A 21,753-nucleotide genomic window follows, 5' to 3' on the forward strand; every position below is an offset into this window, starting at 1 on the left:
TTAACCAATGAAGCAGTTTAAATACGTCGCACGCCGAAAAGACGGTTCATTGATCGACGGATGGCTACAAGCAGAAAGCGAGCAGCAAGCGAAACGGCAGTTGCAACAGCAGCAACGACAAGTTGTTATGTTGACTGAACAGCGCTCCAGTGGTGCGAAAAATCTAGGCCGTGAAACCCTGATCACCACATTGCGCGAACTCGCCACACTGCGAGAAAGTGGCATGCCGCTAGACCAGTGTATGCTTTCTTTGCTGGAAAACGTTGAAGACAAGCAAATGGAGTTAGTACTTAAGCGTTTATACAGTGACATTGAGAGTGGCTCAAGCTTGTCCGAAGCCATTAGTGCTCAGCCCGATGCCTTCCCGTTTTACGTCTCTTCAATGCTACGTTTGGGTGAAGCAAGTGGTCAGCTAGGAGAGGCGCTATTTAGCATTTCTGAACGTATCGAGCGAGAAGAGAAGCTAGTAAGTGAAGTAAAGTCGGCATTGACCTACCCAGCTTTCCTGCTGGTTGTTTGTGTGGCGACGGTATTCTTCATGTTCCTCTATGTTATCCCGAACTTTGAGAATATGGTTCAAGGTGGAGGAGACGCCGGCGCACTCGGTACATTGCTAGATATTTCAGCACTTTTGAATGATAACCTAACTATTATTCTTATTTTAATGTCTGCATTGATTGGCGGAGTTTATTACAGCGCAAAGTATGGCAACCTCAAAGATTATGCTATGCAAACCTTATGCATAATCCCCATGTTTCGTAACCTCATCGATTCATGGAACATAGTTCAATTTTCCAGTAGTATGCAAAAGCTTTTGCAATCTGGAGTGGAACTTGTTGAGTCTGTAGAAATCACACTCAATAGCATTTCTGACACGCAATTAAGAAAGCGCTTAAACCACGTCGTAGTAAAAGTACGCGAGGGTAAAGGCCTTGCAGATTCACTTGCTGAATATCATGTATTTCCACCTATGGTTATTCGCCTCATTCATACCGGCGAGGCGGGGGCTTCTCTCGTGCCATGTTTCCGAGAAATACATAATTTGTATGAGCGTCGTCTCTCTAAAGGTTTGAAACAAATCCTTACCATACTAGAGCCCTTAGTGATTGTAATCATGGGGGGGATCGTAGGTAGTATTATGATCGTGCTGATATCTGGCATTATTTCAGTGAACAATATCAGCCTATAAAGAGGTAAAAAATGAATAACCAAAAACAACGTGGCTTTACGCTGATAGAGTTGCTAGTCGTACTTGTCCTAATCTCTTTGCTAGCTGGCTTGGTTGGTCCTCAACTGTTTAACCAAGTGGGTTCATCAAAAACTAAAGTGGCAGGCGCACAAATTGAACTGCTAACTTCAGCACTGAATACTTATCGTCTTGATATGGGTGAATACCCAAGCACTGAACAAGGCCTTGATGCGCTAATGGAAAACCCAGGCGATACCACTATGTGGAATGGCCCATACCTAGCGAAAGAAATCCCGCTTGATCCATGGAACCGAGCATACCATTACGAACTAAAACCAAATTATGAGTTCGCACTATACACCTTAGGCCGAGACAATAAAGCTGGTGGTGAAGGTGAAGATCAAGACGTTGGTATTAAGTAATGCCAACTAAGGTGCTGACGGCAAAAATCAAGAGTACTCGTGGTTTTACCATGATCGAGCTACTCGTTGTTCTTGCACTGCTTGGTGCAGTCAGCACCATTGTTGTCCCACAGCTTTGGGGCCAATACACTCGCTTCGCACAGCAGCAACAAGTTGAAAAATTCTGGGGAAAAGTTCGTGATCGAGCTGTGCTGCTACGTAAACACGGGGAAAACTTCGTGTTTGAGCAGCAAAATCCTAAATGGCAAAAGCTCGCGGCTGAATACGACCTTACTTTACAAAAAAGTGACGTCATTATAGTCCGTGCGGATGGCTTTACTGCTGGTGGTACAATTAACCTTCAAGTGGAGTCAAAAGAAGCGTATTGGAAAATTGAAATAGCAACGCCAGATGGAACGGTTAACATTGCTCGCCGATAATTCACAAGCTCGTAAAACGCCTCAACGTGGCTTTACGTTAATTGAAGTTTTAGTCGCACTTGCGATTTTAGCCGCGGGTTTCTCTGTGATTTTCCAGATGTTTCAGCAATCGGGAATTACAGCAAACCGAATTCAACAAGTTCAGCATCGAGTCGATGTCGAGCAATCCATTTTTATGGAGTTGTCACATATCAACCCATCGGCGAATCAACAAGGTGTTGGCTCGCAAGGTGATATCACGTTTCAGTGGCGAGCAACACCAATTAGTCCTCTATTGAGGTTACGTAGCGAAGACAACACCAACCAGAATCATGTTCAAATATTTACGATTAATGTGGTCTATCAGGAAAAAAAAGTAGAGCGCAGTTTTGAATTTGATCAGATGGGGTGGGAGAGGAAAACCGGTGTATCCCGCTAAGCGTCATAGTAAAGGTTTCACACTGATTGAAGTACTTGTTGCACTGGTCGTATTTTCTTCAGTCGTATCACTCGTCCTAATAGGTTTGGAGCAAGGCAGAAGCCAATGGGATAGGGCAATGAGATCTACGGATCAAAGCTATCATATGTTTCAACGTAAGCAATGGTTGCAACAGCTCTTTACTCAAGCAAACAGCGCGACATTTCAAATATCGTATGGTACTGAAGCGCCACATTTTTTAGGTACAGCTAACGACGTGTCGTTCATTAGCAATGCACCAATCATATCGGGTCCGGGCACATATGCGAGTGTTAACTTAACACTCGAAAGTCAGAGTAATGGGATGAGTCAGTTAGTATTTCGTCAGTGGCCATACAGTGACCCATACCTGAGTATTCCGCAGGAGGCGGCCGAGTCCAACACATTGGTATTGCTTAAAGACATTCAAAGTTTGGAGTGGGAGTACTACCTAGCACCGCGCGATGAGGCTACGCCGTGGGAAATCAAATACAACACCTTTAGACGTAGACCCGAAGGTTTATGGTCTCAGGAATATGATGCACGTTTTGAGCAAGAAGTGCCGCAGACTGTGAAACTTCATTTTACTCAAAATGGCAAAGAATACGTATGGCAGTTTTATCTACCAACAAAAACAGCGGCTTATAGCCAAGAAACTCGATTGAGTGTGTTCTAGATGAGAATTAATCGTCATCAAACAGGCGTCGTATTGCCGTTGACTCTTATTATACTCGCTATTCTCACAGCAATGGCGAGCGTGGTAATGGTGAGAGATCGAAACAAAGTCGCTGATACGGAAAACATGCGCGATCAATGGCAAGCAAGGCTAGAGATTCACAACGCAGAGCAACGTGTGTTTTACGCGATGTTGGCGGGAGAGCAACAACCTGGAGCCTATCAATTAGGTCAAACACTGTTGTTGACGGATGGAACACCAACCAAATTATCCAATGATGTTTGGGTATCGATTCAAGATCATGCGGGTTTAATGAGCCTACGTTTTATTGATCGTAAATTGCTTAGCGAACTATTTCGAGCATATTTAGGCCCAGGTTTTGATACCAATACAACACAAGCCATCATTAACTGGCAAACGCCGGGGGGACAGCTTCCTATTGATGCTACAGTGCTGCCTAGGCAAGCTCTGTTTCGTAGTTTAGATGAGCTAATGCTGATCTCTGAAATTACACCTGAAATTTATAATGGTCGATGGAATATTGCGAGTGATGAGCCCTCACCAGAAATGGATGAGTTGAGGCCGCTACCTAAGTATGGATTAAGAGACTTGCTCACCCTTGGTGGACAAGATCAACTTAACTATGCTGCAACGCCAGATATTCTACTACAAACGCTATATGGCTTTAATGCCGATGATATTGAAAGGCTAGATCGACTCAAAGCTAATGCAAACTGGCGAGGGGTCCAAAGTACTTTTCAGTCACTAGGCATGGCTTTTGGTGAGGGAAGTATGTCCCCAAGTGTGGATTACACTATCCGCTTCCAATATAAGGGAGTCCGAGCAAGAGGTGAATATGAGATATACGCATACTCACTTCCTGTGCCTCGTATATCGTGGTATTTTCCCGACCAATATCGTTATTTCACCCATACACAACCATAGGCAATAAGGTGATACATAAATTACAAAGGCAATGGTACGTTTGGCCTGAGCAAAGTCAGTTTGAACCCAAAACGGTCGAAAATGCACGTCAATGGGATAAAGTGATTGGCTTAGTACCTCAGTCTGTATGTCTCTTTAAGGTATTTTATTACCAAACCGAGCTGATACCACAAAGCGAGATCCGTCAGTGTGTGGATAACGAGTTAGAACAGCTAGCTGACTGGCCAGAATACCAATGTCATACGTGGATCAATAAAGTCCAAGATCGCTGGCAAGTTGCAGTTTGGTTTTGGGATAAAAGCGAGATTTCTTTTGCTCAGCCTGTAACGCATATCGTTCCTGCGATGGCGTGTGAGCTTGCGAAAGTCAATACACCTGAAGGCATACTGCTTTACACAGAAGGTCAAAATACTTCGGCACAGTCGTGGGCGATCACTTGGCAAGGTGGCAAAGTCATTGAGCAACTGTATCCAATGCGTTCACCACTACACCAGCGTACCGTGGCACAGCGAATCAGTGAGCAACAGCATGTTTACTCAAACCAGGACCACCATTCATTACTTCAAGGCGTCGAGCTAGCAAGCCTGAACCTAGTCCCTCGCTCTGCAGTGCTATCGGAAGGGAAATGTAGTAACCAGTTTGATCTGGATAATCCATGGCAATATTGGCGAACGTTATTGGCACTGCTGTTGGTTCTGCTTGCTTATATGGGAGCGGATGCCACTCTAGTGAGCTTCAAGCAAGGGCAAATAGAAGACGAAATTACCCAGTTACAACAAGAAACTTTCCAGCTTCAGCGCCTACGTGGCGAAGCTCAGGACACGAGTAAAGTACTGACCCAGATAGAGCTAGCGCAACTGCGACAAAGAGTACCAGTGCAGATCATTGAAGCGCTTACTACACAGCTTGCAAAAGACGTTGTCATAGAACGCTTAACATACAAGCCGGAGCGTATTGTGTTGCAAGGTACCATCCAAGATTCTCTGGGCCTGTTAGAAACGTTGTCGTCTCTAAAAGGAGTGAAAGAAGCACGATTGCTTGGCGAAGTCGTGCCAGTGGATGATGATAGACAAGAGTTCCGTGCAGAACTGATCTTGTTGGAGGCAGACCAATGGAAAAACTAAATCAGTTGCTGCAAGACTCGAACTTAAAAGAAGAGTTATCGAGTCCGGTTGTCCAGTGGGCAGGATTTTTCTGTGCCATCATCTTTGTTTGGTGGTTAGCGATCAGCCCATACACCGAGTGGCGTTCTCAAACTGTTGGGCAACTGGAGCAAAAAACATTGCAGCTTGAAAGGCTGCAACAGTTGAAGGCGAGTAGCGATGTCATTACTGACTCTATTACGCAACTGAAGGCAAATTACAAAGCTGCGGAGCAGTCCCTGATCAAGGAGCGCACCAATAGCCGTGCGATATCGGTCCAAGTGAATGCTTTTGAAGACGTATATCGCCCATTCGGACTAAAGTTCAGCGGTCGTCGCTTTGGTGAACCAGATGTCTATCCTTGGCTAGGTGAGAAAGTAGAATCGCAATGGCGCCTAGAAGGTGCATCGGATGATATTTTGTACATGCTATATGCATTAGCAAACCAACGTACCATCATTGAGCCCACATCGATTGAAATCAAACGTGGACGCACAACGCGTAATCAAACAGTGCCGAATTACGAAGTAGCGGTAGACATTCGCAGTTATCGTCAGCTACCGATCAGAGAACTGAAAATGAGAGCAAGACAATGATAGCGCAGACCAAAATAGTACTAGGTGCGGCGTCATTGGCCGTTGCATCTTTGGGAATGACCTACGTCAGTTTAACGCCTAGTAACAGTGCCGACGACTTACTCAGTGTGTCAGCATATCAATCAAAAGTGGACGCAGATCAGCCTCAAGCTCCAAGTGGCAATATATTCAAAGTGGATCGTGTGATTCGCGCTGTCGATGCCGACAAACAAGCTGAGCTTGATGCGGCAGCGCAAGCGGCAGAGGCCGCCCGCTCCGCGAAAGCAACACTCGGGGACTTTGTGATGGTCAGTATCGTCACCCAAGGTGAGCACACCTACGCTGTCTTCGTTGGTAAAGAGCAGCGAATTGCATTAGCCGAAGGTGAGTTTAATGATGCTATCGGTACATTAAGTTCAATTACAGGAAATCAAGCGACAACAACCGGAGTTGATGGCGCAGAGAAGCAGTGGCGACTGTTCCCAGTTGGTGATCTAACACCAAAAGAAGAGTCTCCAAACCAAGAGGAAACCACCACACAATGAACGGCCTATTGATGATGGAAAGGCGACATAAAAAAGCCCTGATGGCGGTAGCGATCAGTAGCCTGATGGCTGGCTGTGCTAACTTTGCTCCTTTACCACCAAACGTTTACTCACAGCCCCCATCGGTCAATGATCAAAATTCAATCACTGTTATTGATGCTGATGCGAAAAAAGAAGACCAGCAAGAAGGTAAACTGAACGGCGGTTATGTTCAGGTTGATACCACTATTCGTTCGGCTCCTCTACTACACGCATCACAGAAAAGCAGCGCTTCTGAGAACATTTTGGGTCTGCCAAAAGAGCCCGTAAGCCTGAACGCCGATGGCCTGCCACTGAACCATTTCATCAACCTTGCATTAGGCGATGTGCTAGGCGTGAACTATGTGGTAGATACTGACTTGGCCAAAAAAACAACACCGATTACCATGCGTGTTAACCAACCTGTGGAGCCTTTGCGATTACTCGGGTTAGTTGAAGAGGTATTACAAGTTAACGGCGTCGCACTCGCACTGGAAGACAACCTAATTAAAGTTATACCGTCGAGCAAAACCAATAATCAAACGCCAAGCTTGATGAACCAAGCGGTTAAGCCTATGTTGCGTTATGGCAAGGTGGCGCAGTTGGTACCCGTTTACTATTTATCCATTAACCAAGCTGCAACCATGGCAAATAGCCTATTGCGCGAGGGTAATGGCGGAACCGTGTTGGTCCAAAACCATCTTAACTCTTTAATGGTGGTAGCTCGTCAGGATGATATTGAACGTCTTGAAAAGTTACTTGCAGAGTTGGATGTGCCTGCCAAGTCATCCAACTATATGACACTGATTAAACCAACGTACTCAACGGCAGGTGATCTTGCTAAAGAGTTAAAAGCAGCTCTAGATGCGGCCTCAATCCCTGCGACTATTGGTAGAGGTACGCATGGTGTGATTTTGTCACAAATCAGCGCCGAGCAGTTGTTGATAACCTCAAGCACCAAAGCTTGGTTGAATTATGCCAAAGAGTGGATTAAGCGTTTAGACATCCCCAAACCAGTTGAAGGCAACCAAGGTGTTTATGCGTACTACATGAAAAACACCAAAGCGGCCGATGCATGGCAGATGGTAGAAGCGATTTTTGGTGATGGTAAATCCAAGTCAAAGCAGCCAGAAACACCGACGCAAGACATTATTGCATCCGCTCAAGAGGGTGCTGTCGCTGGTAATACTGGCTATCAACCTCGCCAAAGAGCAGCACAGCAAACTATGAGCGTGGTGTCTAAAGATTACCGTGTAGTGATCGACACCAAACGTAATGCGTTGATCTTTCAAGGCCAATACGCAGAGTACCAACGTTTAATTGAGTTGTTAAAGTTTGTAGATCAACGTCCGCGTCAAGTGTTGCTGCAAGCAACAGTAGCCGAAGTTAAAGTAGAAGATGGGTTTATCTTGGGTACATCATTTACCCTGTCTGGAGGGGATATTACAGGTGGTACTGACGGGATCTTAACCAAAGCTGGTAACCTGAATCTAACGGGTGTATTTGGCGATGTGACAGCCAACCTTACTGCCGCAATGGACAACGGCAAAGCACAGATTCTGTCTAGCCCACGTGTAATCGCGATGGACCAAGAGCCCGCTCGTATCAGCATCGGTGAGCAAATTCAGGTTCGAACTGGTGAGGTGTCTGGTGGTGGAGATGACTCCAAAGCGACCATCACATATCAATATGTGGATGTAGGTATTACGCTCGATATCACGCCAACTATTAACCAAAATGGCTTGGTGGAACTCAGTATCAGCCAAGAGGTCAGCTCGCAAGGGGTGGCTTCTGGTGATAGCATCCCGATCAATAAGCGTTCACTTCAAACTCGTGTTCTCGCAGATAGTGGCGATACCATTTACATGGGTGGCTTGATATCCAAAGATAACAACAACAGTGAAAAGAAAGTCCCGATCCTAGGTGACATTCCTGTTATTGGCCATCTATTTAAGTACACTTCAGAGCTTCAAAACTCGACTGAGCTAGTGTTATTGATTACACCTTACGTGATCAATAGCCGTGATGAAGCACAGTTCTATACCAAAGAGTTTAGAAATTTGACGGGTTGGGAAATGGTAGAAAGCCTACCTTACTAAATTAGAATAAAGCCCCTAGATGGGGCTTTTTTTATACCTAAGTCAACTACTGTCTTATTTATTAATAAGACAGTAAGGAGTGTGATTTTAATAAAAGAGTCATAAATATCCTCTTTTATTCACGCAGACCAGTAACGAATTATTGTGTCAGTGTTCCCAAAAAAGAGCTCTTGTTTAGCTGCGAAGGGAAAAATCCACTATATTCTTACGGTTTCATTGGAAGAGATTTTATACGTGCCACAGGGAGTGTCGGGCTCTTTTTTATTGGTTAAGAATCGCTCTTTTGTCATATTGTTGACATTTATGTCATTCTTCTGACATAGGTTTAATATTTATGTTTAAGCGGTTTTCATTGCTGAAAGTTAATTTAAATCAGTAGTTTAAATATTTATTATTAAACGCTAATTAAAAACATCATGTTTAAAATTATGAGCAAGAAAAATGGCGAGATAAAAAACATAAAATGGCGAATATTTGAACGATTTGGGCGGTGTGTTTTTTTTTGTGATTAAAATCACTCTCATTTTTTCTTGAATTAAGAGAAAAACGTCTCACTGTCACACTTTTTCCATTGACTTTATTTGTACTTCTAATAAAAATAGCGAGTGCGCACTTCGGGGCGCGATCTTTAAACTAATGCTTCGCAAGTTGGCTGAACTTTCTACTACTTAGCGGTGGTGACAGGAAAGCGCGAAGTATGGTGCGACGAACAGTGCACCGAAGTTGATCAAAAATCACCTTCCTAAGATGTCGGTGAGAATAATATGGATCCAAACTAAGGATATAAATAACATGTTAAAGAAAACGCTTCTTGCAGCATCTGTTGCAGCTCTAGCAGCAACACCAGCAATGGCTGACGTTAACCTTTCTTACGGTGGTCTAACTTCACCATCAAACACAATCACTACTACTACGCTAGCTGCTGTAACTAAGCAAGCGGTACTAAGCTTCTCAACTGCAGAAGACCAAATCGCTGCTGAGTTCGACGTAAACGGTGACCTAAAACAAAACGGTTTCATCACTATCGAGCTAACTGGTGACGCTACGTTCAACGACAACGAAGTTCGTCAGTGGCTAACAGGCCTTGCTGCAAACGATGGTTCAATCCAAATTGATCTAGAAATTGCTACAGCTACTGCTATCAACGGCGTTGTTCAATCTGGTTCTAGCGTACCTGCTACTGAAGCTGACCTTGCTAAAGTATTCAAGTTCGTTGACGTAGCTGGTGGTGTTCAAGTTGATTACGCAATCGACCTAGATGGCAAGCGCCTACGTCTTGCTCTTAAGCAAACAGTTGGCTCTGCAGACGATATGATCCAACTAGCAACTAGCACTGCTACTGACGCTGACGTTAACACTGCTGCGATCGCTGCTGGTCTTCCAGCTGATACTGCTGCTCTAAACGTAGCTCTAGAAGCGATCAACGCTGGTGACGGTACTGCTGTTGTTGGTGATACTGCTGGTGCAGCTGGTTACGAGTTTGACGGTACAGACGCAACTACTGATGCAGAGAAAGCTGCTTACATCCGTGCTCTTAACGCTTCTGGCGTTGCGCACCTAGAAGCTCTAGCTGGCTTCGCTACTGGCGATGTTACAGAGACTCTAGTAGGTGCTGGTACTGAAATCAACTTTGACTTCAAGAACGCAAACCAAATCTTCAACCTAAAATCTGGTGCTAACAACGACGTAGCAGTTAAGATCGGTGCTCTGAAGAATGCTTCTTACTCTGCGGACCCAGTTCAATCTGGTAAAGTATTCCAACTAGGTGACCTTTTCGAACTAGGTCTAACTGAATCTGGTAAAGCAACTGCTCTAGTTTCAACTGGTTTCCTACGTGTTGATGCTAACCAAGACGGCATCATGGATGACCTTAACATCGCTGCAACTGGTTACGAGCTGTACAACCGTACTTCTAACCAAAACATCCAGCTAAACAAAGTTAACCTAACGCTAACTGGTGACCTATCTGCATTCCGTGCTGATACAGCTGGTAACCTTCTACACAAAGACGGTACTGCTTCTGGTTGGAAACTAAACGCAGACAAGACTGCAGCTACAGCTAAAGCTGGTGACGCGGTTCTTCAAGGTCAAATCACTCTAGATGCAGCAGCTTCTTCTGTGAACCCTCTATGGAACAACTTCAGCAAGCTTTACGTTGAAACAACTAACGAAACGCCAGTTGAAGCACAGAAAATCTCTGTTACAGCTGCAATCGCTGGTGCTGACCAAGATACGTTTGAAGATTTCTCTGACACTATCATGGATCTATTCATCATCACTCGTGACGGTCTGAAGTTCGATACTATCCTAACTGGTACAACTTCTTCTAACACAGTTCACATCCGTGACGTATCTGGCATCCTTCCAGAAGCTGGTGGTAAGATCTTCGTTACTGTATGGGAATACGACGCACACGAAGCTGGTGAAAACGCAGAGCGTAACGTTCTTGCAGAGCGTAAAGAGCTAACAGTTAAGCTACCTTCAAACGGTGCTGTAACTCTATCTCCAGCAACTATCGCTGCTCAACTAGGCATCGAAGTAGCTCCAGCTCGTCAAGCACGTATGCTATTCGAAGTTGAAACTAACGTTGGTGAAGTAGCTGTTAAGAAATCTGACGGTAAAGGTACTGACATCCAAGTTGGTTCTCAAGCTGCAGAAAAAGACATCGTTGACTTCACTCTATAATAGAGTTTAGTAACTTTTGTCCAAAAGGAGCCTTCGGGCTCCTTTTTTAATGTCTGCGTATCAGTAAGCTGACTCTCCCAGCGTATTTATGACGGTAAATGCGCAAATTTACTTCTCATTGACCTCACCGTTTTGCAAAGCGTTCTGTTTTTGCTCATAATACTCCCCCCTAATCGCAATAAATTACCCCGATGGTTATATCCGTTTCTCAACTCAGTAAAAGCTTTTCTCTTGCTAACCGCCCTTGGCAGCGCTTACGCCAAGCATTGTGGCCAAAAGCAAGTGACGAGCGTTTTTACGCCCTAAAAAACATTAACTTTTCTGCTAAGCAAGGGGAAACCGTTGGTATTGTTGGTCATAACGGCAGCGGGAAATCGACCTTACTGCAGCTGATTTGTGGCGTTATGCAACCCGATCAAGGTGATGTCTCTATTCAAGGTCGAGTCGCAGCGCTCCTAGAGCTAGGCTCTGGTTTTAACCCTGAATTTACTGGTCGCCAAAACGTTTATTTCAATGCGCAATTGCTAGGTTTGAGTAAGGCAGAAGTGGCCGAGAGATTTGATGATATTCTCGCTTTTGCTGACATTGGTACCTTTATCGATCAGCCAGTAAAAAGCTACTCCAGCGGTATGATGTTGCGTTTGGCCTTTTCTGTTGTCATGCACATTGATCCCGACATCCTTATTGTCGACGAGGCTCTTGCGGTGGGCGACGATGCGTTCCAACGTAAATGCCACGCTAAACTGCGTCAATTACAGGCAAAAGGGGCGACATTGCTGTTCGTTTCTCACTCTGCAGGTCAGGTTATTGAACTGTGTGATCGCGCAGTACTGCTCGATCATGGCGAGTTACTTATGGAAGGGACACCTAAGCAAGTAGTCCAGCAGTATCACAAGTTATTGCATATGCATGGCCCAGAGCGTGAAACGTATCGTCAGCAAATCAAAGATGGTTTACGTGAGCAGACAGAAACCAAACCGAAAAAGAAGCAACTTGCGGTAAGCAAAGGGGCATACGATCCAAATATTCAGCCTGTCTCTACAGTATGGTATCAAAGTCAAGGTGCCGTTATCAGTGAGCCTCATATTGAAAATCTAGATGGTGAAGCGGTCAATCTGCTCACTGCTGGCGAAGAGTACGACTACGTTTATCAGGTGTATTTCGAGCGTGAAGCGTTTGAAGTTGGTGGCGGTATGATGATCAAGACTGTTTCTGGGTTAGAAATAGCGGGTGCAACGAGCACACGCAATCATCAAATGCGTATTCCTTACGTTGCTGCAGAACAGACGATAGAGATGCGCTTCCGTTTCTCATGTAATTTGCCAAATGGATCGTACTTCCTTAACTGTGGTTGTTCTGCATTAGTTGAAGGTGAACGTCAGTTCTTACATCGTGGTGTAGATGCGGCAATGTTTACCGTGATTGAGCAAAGCAGCCATGTGACGGGAGCAGTAGACTTAGTGAAAAAGATCACGTCTAAGCCTTTGGTGACAGAGGGCTCTAATGCGTCCTAATCTATTTATTATTGGTGGACAAAAGTGTGGCACCAGTGCGTTAGCCCATTTCATCGCTCAGCATCCCGATATCTGCTTAGCTCAAGGTAAAGAGGCACATATACTTGATCATCCAGAGTACCTCAATAAAGAGGGACAAGTGTGTGTGAGCGACGCTGTTTTAGACCAAGCCTACGCCGAGAAATTTACGCATGCGAATGGAGAGCGCTACTTATGCGATGCAACGCCAATCTATGCGTACTGGAATCAGGTGTTACCAAAATTGGTGGAGTACCAGCCTCACGCAAAAGTCATTTTTATGTTGCGTGATCCAGTTGAAAGGGCGATCTCACAATATACTATGGAGAGTAAGCGAGGCTTCGAGAGTGAATCAATGCTGAAAGCCTTTCTTAAAGAGTCTTCGCGCCTTCAAGCTGCTCAACATGACTACAGTTGGCATTCACCGCTTCGCACGCACTCTTACCTAGACCGAGGTCATTTTAGCCAGCAGCTGGCGGAGATAAAGCGCCATTTTGGTGAGAGCAATGTCTTAGTTATGCACAATGATGAGCTGCGCCACCATCATCAACAGGCCATGCAGCGCATCTTTGATTTTTTACAAATTGAGAGTGTGGCGATAGCAGCGGAATCAGTGTTTGCAGGACAATACGCCTCCCCAAGCATAGGTGAAAGACTCGCCAAGTTATACGCCCAAGCCAAATTACATAAAGAGCAGAAGTTTGTACGCCAATATGCGACAAAACTGCCAAGCAAATCAGAATAACGAGTATCGAATATATGTCGAAAAACACTGAGCAAACGTCGGTAGAAACAAGCCAGAACAAATCGGTAGTGATTGTTCTAGGGATGCACCGTAGTGGTACGAGCGCACTGACTAAAGCCCTACAAGTTATTGGGGTTTCATTAAGTGAGAACTTAATGCCTGAGGGGGAATTTAACCCTAAAGGTCACTGGGAAGATATTGATGTCGTTAGTATCAACGATAAGCTTCTGGCACATTATGGCAACGTCTGGTTCAGTGCTACTCAACCAGAGATAAACCTTGATGATCAATATGTTCAATTGCTTCTGGGTGAAGCGGTTAACATGGTTCAGCAACGAGTTGAAGAGTTTGACCTTTGGGGCTTTAAGGATCCTCGTACTTCTCGTTTACTTATGTTTTGGCAAGAAGTATTCAAGCGTGCCGGTGTACAGGCTAAGTATGTCTACGCATTGCGTAACCCTTTAGATATTGCTCGCTCGTTGGCTCGTCGTGATGGGATCAGTCATCGTCAGGGCTACTTATTGTGGCTTTGGCACACACTACCAAATTTAAATTTATTGCAATCCGAGAATGTGTCTTGGGTTGGTTTTAATGAGCTACTTTCTCAACCTAGAACTGTGATTGCTAAGTTACAACAGCAATTAGAGTTAGACTCAGTATCAGCAGAAAACGTTGATAAGTTCTGCGATTCTTACATTGACCCATCCTTAAGCCATAGTAATGCCCAACTGAGCGACCTTTATCAAGATACTGAGCATTTTGAACCAGTATTGAGTCTTTACGAGGCGATGGAGAAGTTCAGCCAAGGTTCGATGACATTGGAGCAATGGCTAAATCAAGAGCAGGCAGATAACGCTCACCGAGACTTTCAAAGTGCATTCTCGGAGCAGTGGCAACGTCTAGCTGAAGAGCTGAATCAATCTGCATTTAAGAATCATGCTTTGCTGTATCATGCGAATATTCGTAACGATCAGTTAATAGATGATTCCCGCAACAAGCAAGCTGAGCTACAGAATGAGCTTGAAAAAGTTCATGCTATTGTTAACGAGAAAGAACATAGCTTAATTGAGATGAACCAAAAGCTGGTAGAAACCAGCGATGCCTTTGTTGCGCATAAGAAAGCGCTTGAAGAATTACGTCCTGAATTAAAAAAAGCCCACCAGAGTTTGCATGAGAAAGATGTTCAGATCGCGACACTCAATGAACTTAAATTTGTAGTGCGTGAGAAGGAATCGCAAATAGCGATGCAGCAAAACCAAGCTCAAGCACTAGAGCAACGAGTGGCTGAACTGGAACACCGCAATGCAAGTTCAGAGCAGTGGGCACACTCGTTGCAAGCTGCAGTCGCTGAAATGCAAAACTCAACGTCTTGGAAGCTAACTTCGCCTGTACGTGCAATTCGTCCCGTGCTTTCGATGCCAATTAAGGTAGCCAAGCGTGGGGCTAGCTTTGTTAGGCACCATGGTGGCGTTCAGAATACCTGCCGCAAAGCGTGGGGTGTTTACCAACGTGAAGGGCTGAAAGGTTTGCTTAGCCGTGGTCAATATCAAGCGGCTCAAGCCGTAGAGCCGACAGGTGAACCACTGATCGATTACGGTCAATGGCTTGAAAAGTATGGTCAGTTGTCTGCCGAGCAAACGCAACAAGTATCAGCACGTATTGCAAGCTTAGAGAATAAGCCAAAAATCTCTGTTTTGATGCCAGTTTACAATGCGCCAATAGACTATCTGCGTGAAGCGATCGAATCTGTTACTGCTCAGCTTTACCCTGAGTGGGAACTATGTATCGCCGATGATGCGTCACCAAACCAAGAAGTGCGTGATGTACTGCGTGAGTACGCGCAACAAGACAGCCGTATTAAAGTGGTGGAGCGTGAGCAAAATGGTCATATCTCTGAGGCAACCAACAGTGCGCTTGAAGTCGCAACAGGCGAATACATCGCCTTAATGGATCATGATGATAAGCTGCCAAACGATGCTCTTTACTGGGTGGCAGAAACAATTCTAGCTAACCCGGAAGCGGCATTGATTTACAGTGATGAAGACAAGATCACTGCAGATGGTGCAACCCGCTATGATCCAAACTTTAAACCTCAGTGGAATCCAGAACTGCTGCTAAACCAGAACTGTATTTCGCATTTAGGCGTTTACGAAACTGAGTTGGCAAAAGAAATCGGAGGCTTCCGTAAGGGCTTTGAGGGAGCGCAGGATTGGGATTTTGCGCTGCGTTTTACAGAGAAAGTAGAACGCGAGCACATCATCCATATTCCACGTATTCTTTATCACTGGCGTGCAATTGAAGGCAGTACAGCGGTTGATGGTGATGAAAAACCTTATGCTTTAATTGCGGGTTTGAAAGCCGTACAAGAACACTGTGACCGAATGGCGATCAAGGCCGAAGTGGTAGAACATCCAGAGCGTCACTATGCTCGAGTTAAATACGAGATCCCAACACCTCAGCCAATGGTAAGTATGATCATTCCAACACGTAATGGTTTGGACGTACTTTCTGTGTGTATCGACTCTATTTTGGAAAAGACGACTTACCAAAGCTACGAGATCATCATTGTAGACAATGGCTCAGACTGCCCAGACACCTTAGCGTACTTAGAGAAACTCCAGCAAGAGAACAGCAATGTAGTTGTGCTGCGTGACGATAGTCCATTCAACTATTCTGCGCTGAACAACAAAGCAGCAGCGATTGCGAAAGGTGAGATCTTAGCGCTGGTGAACAATGACGTAGAAGTGATTACGCCTGATTGGTTAACGGAAATGGTTGGTCATGTTATCCAACCACAAAACGGAGCGGTTGGCGCCCGTCTTTGGTACCCAGATGATACGTTACAACATGGTGGTGTGATTATGGTCGGTGGCGTTGCTGGCCATGCACATAAACACTTGCCAAAAGGTTTACCTGGCTATGCTTGTCGTGCGATTGTTTCGCAAAACTACTCTGCAGTAACGGCAGCCTGCCTACTGGTTCGTAAAGAGGTGTTTGAACAAGTCGGTGGTTTGAATGAGAAAGATCTGACCGTGGCATTTAATGACATCGATTTCTGTTTGAAAGTACAAGAAGCGGGTTATTTCAATGTGTGGACACCATATGCAGAGTTGTACCACTACGAATCGAAAACTCGTGGCTTTGAAGATACGCCAGAGAAACAAGCGCGTTTTGCCAAGGAAGTGCAGTACATGCGTGGCCGTTGGGCGAATGTCTTGGATGCAGATCCATGCTACAACCCGAACTTAACCATGGCTCGTGAAGATTTTTCACTGGCGTTTGAGCGCCGAGTTTAGATTTTCACCATAACGGAAAATAGCAAAAGCACTGCATTGGCAGTGCTTTTTTATTGCTTAGAAGTTGCGTTAAACACGGTTTACTACTGAAATGGATGTACGGCAACTATTCTATAACCCGGTACTGTTGGGTCCTAAGCAGCGTGGCGAATGCATGTTTGGCGTCATCTTCACCATGGATTAGGTGGATTTCTTCAGGAGGGGGCTCAATACCTTTAATAAAGCGCATTAGGTCATCTTGTCCTGCATGAGCCGAGTATCCCGACATAGTGTGTACTTGTGCATTGATTTCAACTTTTTCGCCATTGATATCCACTTCGATTGCGCCTGATTGTATTTGCCGTCCCAAGGTGTTTTTTGCTTGATAACCAGCAAAAATGACGTCGTTGCGCTCATCAGGAAGTAGGGCTTTCAGGTAGTTGACGATTCTGCCACCCTCACACATCCCTGAAGCGGCAACCACAATAGCAGGCTCTGCAGAGACTTTAAGCCGATTTACCAGTCGGGAGTGCTGTTTGTGATCAGAGACGGTAATGCACTGATCAAAGGCAAGCGGGTGGCGGTGAGCATCTAGCCGAGTTTTGGCTTCTTTGCCCCATAGCTTTTTAAATTGGCGATACGTTTTGGTGACTTTTTCTGCCAGTGGTGAATCAAGAATGATAGGAATGTTGGCATCAATATTATGCTGATGGATAAGCTGTTCAATATCGAACAACAACTCTTGGGTTCGGCCGACGCTAAAAGCCGGAATGAGGATGGTTCCACCATCTGTCAGAGCATGGTTGATAATTCCTGCCAGTCGCATTGCTCGTTGCTCTGCGGGATCGTGGTTCTTGTCACCATAAGTGGTTTCGATATATAGGTAGTCAGCTCTAGTTGGTGATATTGGGTCGGGTAATAGTGGTGTGTCATATTGGCCTAAGTCGCCAGAGAAAACCACAATCTTATTATCAGGAAGCTTCACTTCTAAATATGCAGAGCCAAGAATATGTCCTGCTGGTTGAAACCTTAAATAGGTTTTTGTCCCTAGACGATACCATTGCTTGAAAGGAATTGGACGAATGAGTCGCTTGATAAAACTCAGAACTTTACCTCGCTGCAACGCACTAAGGCCAAGCTGCAACTTTAAACCATCTTCAAGCATGAGAGGGATCAACTTGCTGGTCGCAGGAGTGCAATAGATAGGCTTGTTAAATCCAGACGCAATTAGCCAAGGTAATCGACCTATGTGATCGATATGGGCGTGAGTGATTGCAATGCCGATCAGGTGCTTGTATGGAAAGCGAACCACTTGTTCTGATTGAGTTGCCTCCCCGCCTTGCAGTAAGCCGCAATCAACAAGCAGGTGACCAATATCAAGGGGTATTTCGTGGCATGAGCCAGTCACGGTGTCTTTCCCGCCATGGTGAATCACTTCCATTGTTGTCTCCCTCGTCTTTTCAAATCTTCTAAGTCAATTTTCGACCTTGTCGGCTCTGAAGGAAATTCTATCAGTACCCCATAGGTAAATTGTTCAAATACTCATATTGCGCGACTGATCTCAAACAAAGTCATACTTAACATGGTTTTTAATATCGATTTAAGCGCACTAACATTTCAGTTAAAATAGGAAAGATTTTAAAATTAGTCAGTTCGCCTTCCATCGTTCTGCCGCGATTTAGGAGCCAGACCTAAGGCGGTAGCGTATTCGACAGAACATAACCATAGCCTATAAAGTGGTGTGAATTAATAATGATTGATACAAAACAAATGACGCATTTAAAGCAGCTAGAAGCGGAATCGATTCACATCATGCGTGAGGTGGCGGCTGAGTTTGATAATCCCGTGATGCTCTACTCTGTCGGTAAAGACTCTTCAGTTATGCTGCATTTAGCCAAGAAAGCCTTCGCGCCTGGCATTCCGCCCTTTCCGTTGATGCACGTAGATACCACATGGAAGTTCAAAGAGATGATTGAATTTCGTGACTATATGGCGAACAAATTGGGTATGAAGTTGCTCGTTCATCAAAACCCTGAAGGTTTGAAAATGAACATCAACCCATTTGTGCACGGTAGCTCATTGCATACAGACATCATGAAAACCCAGGGGTTAAAACAGGCGCTGGATAAACATGGTTTTGATGCTGCTTTTGGTGGTGCACGTCGTGATGAAGAGAAATCTCGCGCTAAAGAGCGAGTCTATTCCTTCCGAGATGAAAACCATCGATGGGATCCGAAGAATCAGCGCCCAGAACTATGGAATATTTATAATGGTCGTATTCATCAAGGGGAGAGCATTCGAGTTTTCCCTTTATCTAACTGGACAGAGCTAGATATCTGGCAGTATATCTATCTAGAAAATATCGAAATTCCTAGTTTGTATTTGGCCAAACCACGCCCAGTTGTCGAGCGCGATGGCATGTTGATCATGGTGGATGATGATCGGATGGAGCTAAAAGAAGGTGAGAAGGTAGAGAATAAGATGGTGCGCTTTCGAACCTTAGGTTGCTATCCATTAACAGGCGCTGTCGAATCTCAAGCCACTACACTGCCAGAAATCATCCAGGAAATGTTACTTACGACGACTTCTGAGCGACAAGGGCGCGCTATTGATCATGACAGCTCCGGCTCGATGGAGAAGAAAAAGCGTGAAGGCTACTTTTAATCACCCGCGTATATAGCCGTTACCCAGATGCTTTTCACTGCGACCGTCATTCTCGTCTTGCTTATTCTTTTAGCAACGACAAAAATCAGACCAGCCATGCTATTTATGATGGCTGTGCTGTGTCTGTATGCCTATGGAGATCTTTCTCTCGAAGAAGTCACTTCGAACATCACTAACCATTCCGTCCTGACGCTTATCTGTTTGATGTTGGCATCTTTAGCCTTGGAGAAGAGTCAGCTTTTGCCGTGGGTTTCGACAAAGGTTTTCCGCCCTAGCTATACTCAAACCATTTCTTTGCTTGGTATCAGTACAGCGCTAAGTTCTGCGTTGTTAAATAACACTGCCGTTGTCGCGACTTTGATGGGGGCGGTGAAACGCAATCAGGATCATCCAGCTCAGAAGTTGTTGTTGCCGCTTTCCTACTTTGCCATTTTGGGGGGTACGTTAACTTTAATCGGTACCTCGACAAACCTTGTGGTGAATGCATTACTTATTGATGCAGAGCTCCCAAGCCTACACTTTCTTTCATTCTTCCCTGTCGGGATTGCTCTGGTTCTTGTTGTTGGTAGCGTAGTGATATGGTCGACTAAGTCATTAACGGCAAAAGATAGAGCTCAACAAGATAAGCTGGATTACTTTATTGATGCAGAAGTCGTAGTCGGGAGTAAATTGATTGGTAAGTCAGTACAGCAAAACCGGCTGCGCGCGCTCGATGGCTTATTCTTGGTTGAGATTGTTCGACAAGGCCAACTTATTTCACCCGTTACGCCAGAAACGTTAATCTTTGCACAGGACAAGTTAATCTTTGCTGGTGATGTGAAGCAGATTAAACAGTTGCAGCTCTTTGATGGCTTAAGGTTATTTTCTGATGATATTCAGTTATTAGAGTCCAACTTGACTGAAGTGATCGTTAGCCCTGAGTCAGTGTTGGTGAGTAAGACACTAAAAGAAACCGAGTTTCGTTCACGCTTTGATGCTGCTGTGGTGGCGATTTCCCGTGACGGTGAGCGATTGTCAGGTAAACTCGGTGAACAGGTGCTCCGTGCTGGGGATAAGCTGGTTCTGGCCGTGGGTACGGATTTCGATAAAAGGCAAAACTTGTCGCGTAACTTTTTCTTCTTATCAGGGAAGACGGTGGTGCAACCGTTAACGGGGTGGCAAAACGCGTTGGTGATTTTGGGCTTTTTAGCCGCGATTGTTGCTTCTATTGTCTCTTCGATAACGTTACTTGAGTCTATGGTGGGGTATTTGATTGCGCTGGTTATTGGCAATGCATTAGATAGCTCTACTATCAGAAGGCGCTTTCCTTTTGAGTTGTGGTTAATCTTGGTTTCAGCGCTATGCCTTGCACAGGCATTTGTTAATTCGGGTCTGGCTGAGTGGATATCAACGAATTTATTTCAGATGCTCAATGGGTATTCAGCCTATACCGCGTTAATCGTTGTTTTTATTACGACTTTATTGTTGACCGAGATCATCACTAACACAGCCGCCGCAGCGATCGTACTGCCTGTAGGAATCGCTTTAGCAAAAGCGTATGGGGTGGATTCTAGCCCTTTTATTATGGCAGTAGCATACGCCGCAAGCGCTTCGTTTTTAACGCCTTATGGATACCAAACTAATCTGATGGTAATGAATGCTGGTGGCTATAAAGTAAATGATTTTATTCGAGTCGGTTGGAAGGTGTCATTAGCGTACACTTTGGTTGCATTAGTCACAATTCCCCTTGTTTTCCCGTTTTAACTGTTAAATTTAATTGAAATGAAAACATACGAAAGAAAGCAGAATGATTCCGTTAGTGATGACCTAGTTTGGCATCATACTAATGTCACTCATCAAGAGCGGGTGAAACAAAAAAATCAACGCCCTGTCGTACTGTGGTTTACTGGGCTAAGTGGTTCCGGAAAGTCGACAATTGCCAATGCACTAGAAAGAAGATTGTTAGAGCTGAATAAGCATAGCTATTTGCTCGATGGCGACAATGTTCGTCATGGACTCAATCAGGATTTAGGCTTCAGTGATGCTGATAGGGTAGAGAATATCCGCAGGGTTGCGGAGGTTGCTCACTTGTTTGTTGATGCAGGAATGATCGTACTTACGGCCTTTATCTCTCCATTTCGTAGCGATAGACAATTAGCCAGAGACAAAATTGGGTCAGAGGCATTTATAGAGGTGTTTTTAGATATCCCACTAGCAGTGTGCGAAGATCGTGATCCTAAGGGACTTTATAAAAAAGCGCGAGCAGGACAAATTAAGAGTTTTACTGGCATTGACTCTGATTATGAAGCACCAATAGAGCCAGAGATAACTCTAAACGCCAATATGTCCATTGAAGATGCTGTGGACACCATCATTGCTACCCTCACCGAAAAAGATATTATTTAGG

Annotated in this window: 18 protein-coding genes; 17 read left to right on the forward strand and 1 reads right to left on the reverse strand. The window is 44.8% G+C overall.

The genetic code is table 11. The features are described 5' to 3' along the window. Positions 1-7 precede the first annotated feature (7 nt). The 14 genes from J4N37_RS01015 to J4N37_RS01080 all read left to right on the forward strand — a co-directional run bounded on the left by J4N37_RS01015 (position 8) and on the right by J4N37_RS01080 (position 16,724). A complete protein-coding gene (locus tag J4N37_RS01015) occupies positions 8-1,189 on the forward strand; it encodes a type II secretion system F family protein (RefSeq protein WP_252041500.1) in 1,182 nt (393 codons plus the stop codon). Positions 1,190-1,200: 11 nt separating this feature from the next. Then, the gene (gene gspG, locus J4N37_RS01020) at positions 1,201-1,611 is read left to right on the forward strand and encodes a type II secretion system major pseudopilin GspG (RefSeq protein WP_072604277.1); all 411 of its coding nucleotides are present in this window, start codon (positions 1,201-1,203) and stop codon (positions 1,609-1,611) included. Next, positions 1,611-2,030, forward strand: a complete 420-nt coding sequence (locus J4N37_RS01025) for a prepilin-type N-terminal cleavage/methylation domain-containing protein (RefSeq protein WP_072604275.1) — start codon at positions 1,611-1,613, stop codon at positions 2,028-2,030. The genes gspG and J4N37_RS01025 overlap by 1 nt, the downstream gene beginning before the upstream one ends. After that, positions 2,002-2,448: a type II secretion system protein gene (locus J4N37_RS01030; protein WP_252041501.1), complete on the forward strand. Its 447-nt coding sequence runs from the start codon at positions 2,002-2,004 to the stop codon at positions 2,446-2,448. The genes J4N37_RS01025 and J4N37_RS01030 overlap by 29 nt, the downstream gene beginning before the upstream one ends. Further along, complete coding sequence (locus J4N37_RS01035; RefSeq protein ID WP_252041503.1) at positions 2,435-3,142, forward strand: prepilin-type N-terminal cleavage/methylation domain-containing protein; 708 nt, start codon at positions 2,435-2,437, stop codon at positions 3,140-3,142. The genes J4N37_RS01030 and J4N37_RS01035 overlap by 14 nt, the downstream gene beginning before the upstream one ends. Then, positions 3,143-4,087 carry a hypothetical protein gene (locus tag J4N37_RS01040; RefSeq protein WP_252041504.1) on the forward strand — a complete coding sequence of 315 codons (945 nt, stop codon included), beginning with the start codon at positions 3,143-3,145 and terminating at the stop codon, positions 4,085-4,087. Positions 4,088-4,095: 8 nt separating this feature from the next. Beyond that, positions 4,096-5,211: a PilN family protein gene (locus J4N37_RS01045; RefSeq protein ID WP_252041505.1), complete on the forward strand. Its 1,116-nt coding sequence runs from the start codon at positions 4,096-4,098 to the stop codon at positions 5,209-5,211. Next, positions 5,199-5,825 (forward strand): hypothetical protein, encoded by a 627-nt coding sequence (locus J4N37_RS01050; protein WP_252041506.1) that lies wholly within the window; start codon positions 5,199-5,201, stop codon positions 5,823-5,825. The genes J4N37_RS01045 and J4N37_RS01050 overlap by 13 nt, the downstream gene beginning before the upstream one ends. Beyond that, complete coding sequence (locus J4N37_RS01055) at positions 5,822-6,349, forward strand: hypothetical protein (RefSeq protein WP_252041507.1); 528 nt, start codon at positions 5,822-5,824, stop codon at positions 6,347-6,349. Before J4N37_RS01050 ends, J4N37_RS01055 begins: the two co-directional genes overlap by 4 nt. Then, positions 6,346-8,466: a secretin GspD/PilQ domain-containing protein gene (locus tag J4N37_RS01060; protein ID WP_252041508.1), complete on the forward strand. Its 2,121-nt coding sequence runs from the start codon at positions 6,346-6,348 to the stop codon at positions 8,464-8,466. Before J4N37_RS01055 ends, J4N37_RS01060 begins: the two co-directional genes overlap by 4 nt. Positions 8,467-9,258: 792 nt before the next feature. Beyond that, on the forward strand, positions 9,259-11,151 hold the full coding sequence (locus J4N37_RS01065) for a VapA family S-layer protein (protein WP_252041509.1): 1,893 nt from the start codon (positions 9,259-9,261) through the stop codon (positions 11,149-11,151). A 191-nt stretch (positions 11,152-11,342) separates the two neighbouring features. Next, the gene (locus J4N37_RS01070) at positions 11,343-12,665 is read left to right on the forward strand and encodes an ABC transporter ATP-binding protein (RefSeq protein WP_252041510.1); all 1,323 of its coding nucleotides are present in this window, start codon (positions 11,343-11,345) and stop codon (positions 12,663-12,665) included. Next, on the forward strand, positions 12,655-13,428 hold the full coding sequence (locus J4N37_RS01075; protein WP_252041511.1) for a sulfotransferase family protein: 774 nt from the start codon (positions 12,655-12,657) through the stop codon (positions 13,426-13,428). Before J4N37_RS01070 ends, J4N37_RS01075 begins: the two co-directional genes overlap by 11 nt. Positions 13,429-13,442: 14 nt before the next feature. Next, the gene (locus J4N37_RS01080; RefSeq protein ID WP_252041512.1) at positions 13,443-16,724 is read left to right on the forward strand and encodes a glycosyltransferase; all 3,282 of its coding nucleotides are present in this window, start codon (positions 13,443-13,445) and stop codon (positions 16,722-16,724) included. Positions 16,725-16,830: 106 nt separating this feature from the next. Here the strand turns inward: J4N37_RS01080 and J4N37_RS01085 are convergent, their stop codons facing one another. Beyond that, positions 16,831-18,144, reverse strand: coding sequence for an MBL fold metallo-hydrolase RNA specificity domain-containing protein (locus J4N37_RS01085; protein WP_252041513.1), 1,314 nt, complete (start codon positions 18,142-18,144; stop codon positions 16,831-16,833). A 314-nt stretch (positions 18,145-18,458) separates the two neighbouring features. Between J4N37_RS01085 and cysD the strand changes: the two genes are divergently transcribed. The 3 genes from cysD (at position 18,459) to cysC (ending at position 21,752) form a co-directional block, all read left to right on the forward strand. Next, on the forward strand, positions 18,459-19,367 hold the full coding sequence (gene cysD, locus J4N37_RS01090) for a sulfate adenylyltransferase subunit CysD (protein ID WP_252042094.1): 909 nt from the start codon (positions 18,459-18,461) through the stop codon (positions 19,365-19,367). Positions 19,368-19,463: 96 nt separating this feature from the next. Next, positions 19,464-21,110, forward strand: coding sequence for an SLC13 family permease (locus J4N37_RS01095; protein ID WP_252041514.1), 1,647 nt, complete (start codon positions 19,464-19,466; stop codon positions 21,108-21,110). A gap of 18 nt (positions 21,111-21,128) precedes the next feature. Beyond that, complete coding sequence (gene cysC / locus J4N37_RS01100) at positions 21,129-21,752, forward strand: adenylyl-sulfate kinase (RefSeq protein WP_252041515.1); 624 nt, start codon at positions 21,129-21,131, stop codon at positions 21,750-21,752. Position 21,753: the final 1 nt, after the last annotated feature.

The organism is Vibrio sp. SCSIO 43153, assembly GCF_023716625.1.
Lineage (GTDB): Bacteria > Pseudomonadota > Gammaproteobacteria > Enterobacterales > Vibrionaceae > Vibrio > Vibrio rotiferianus.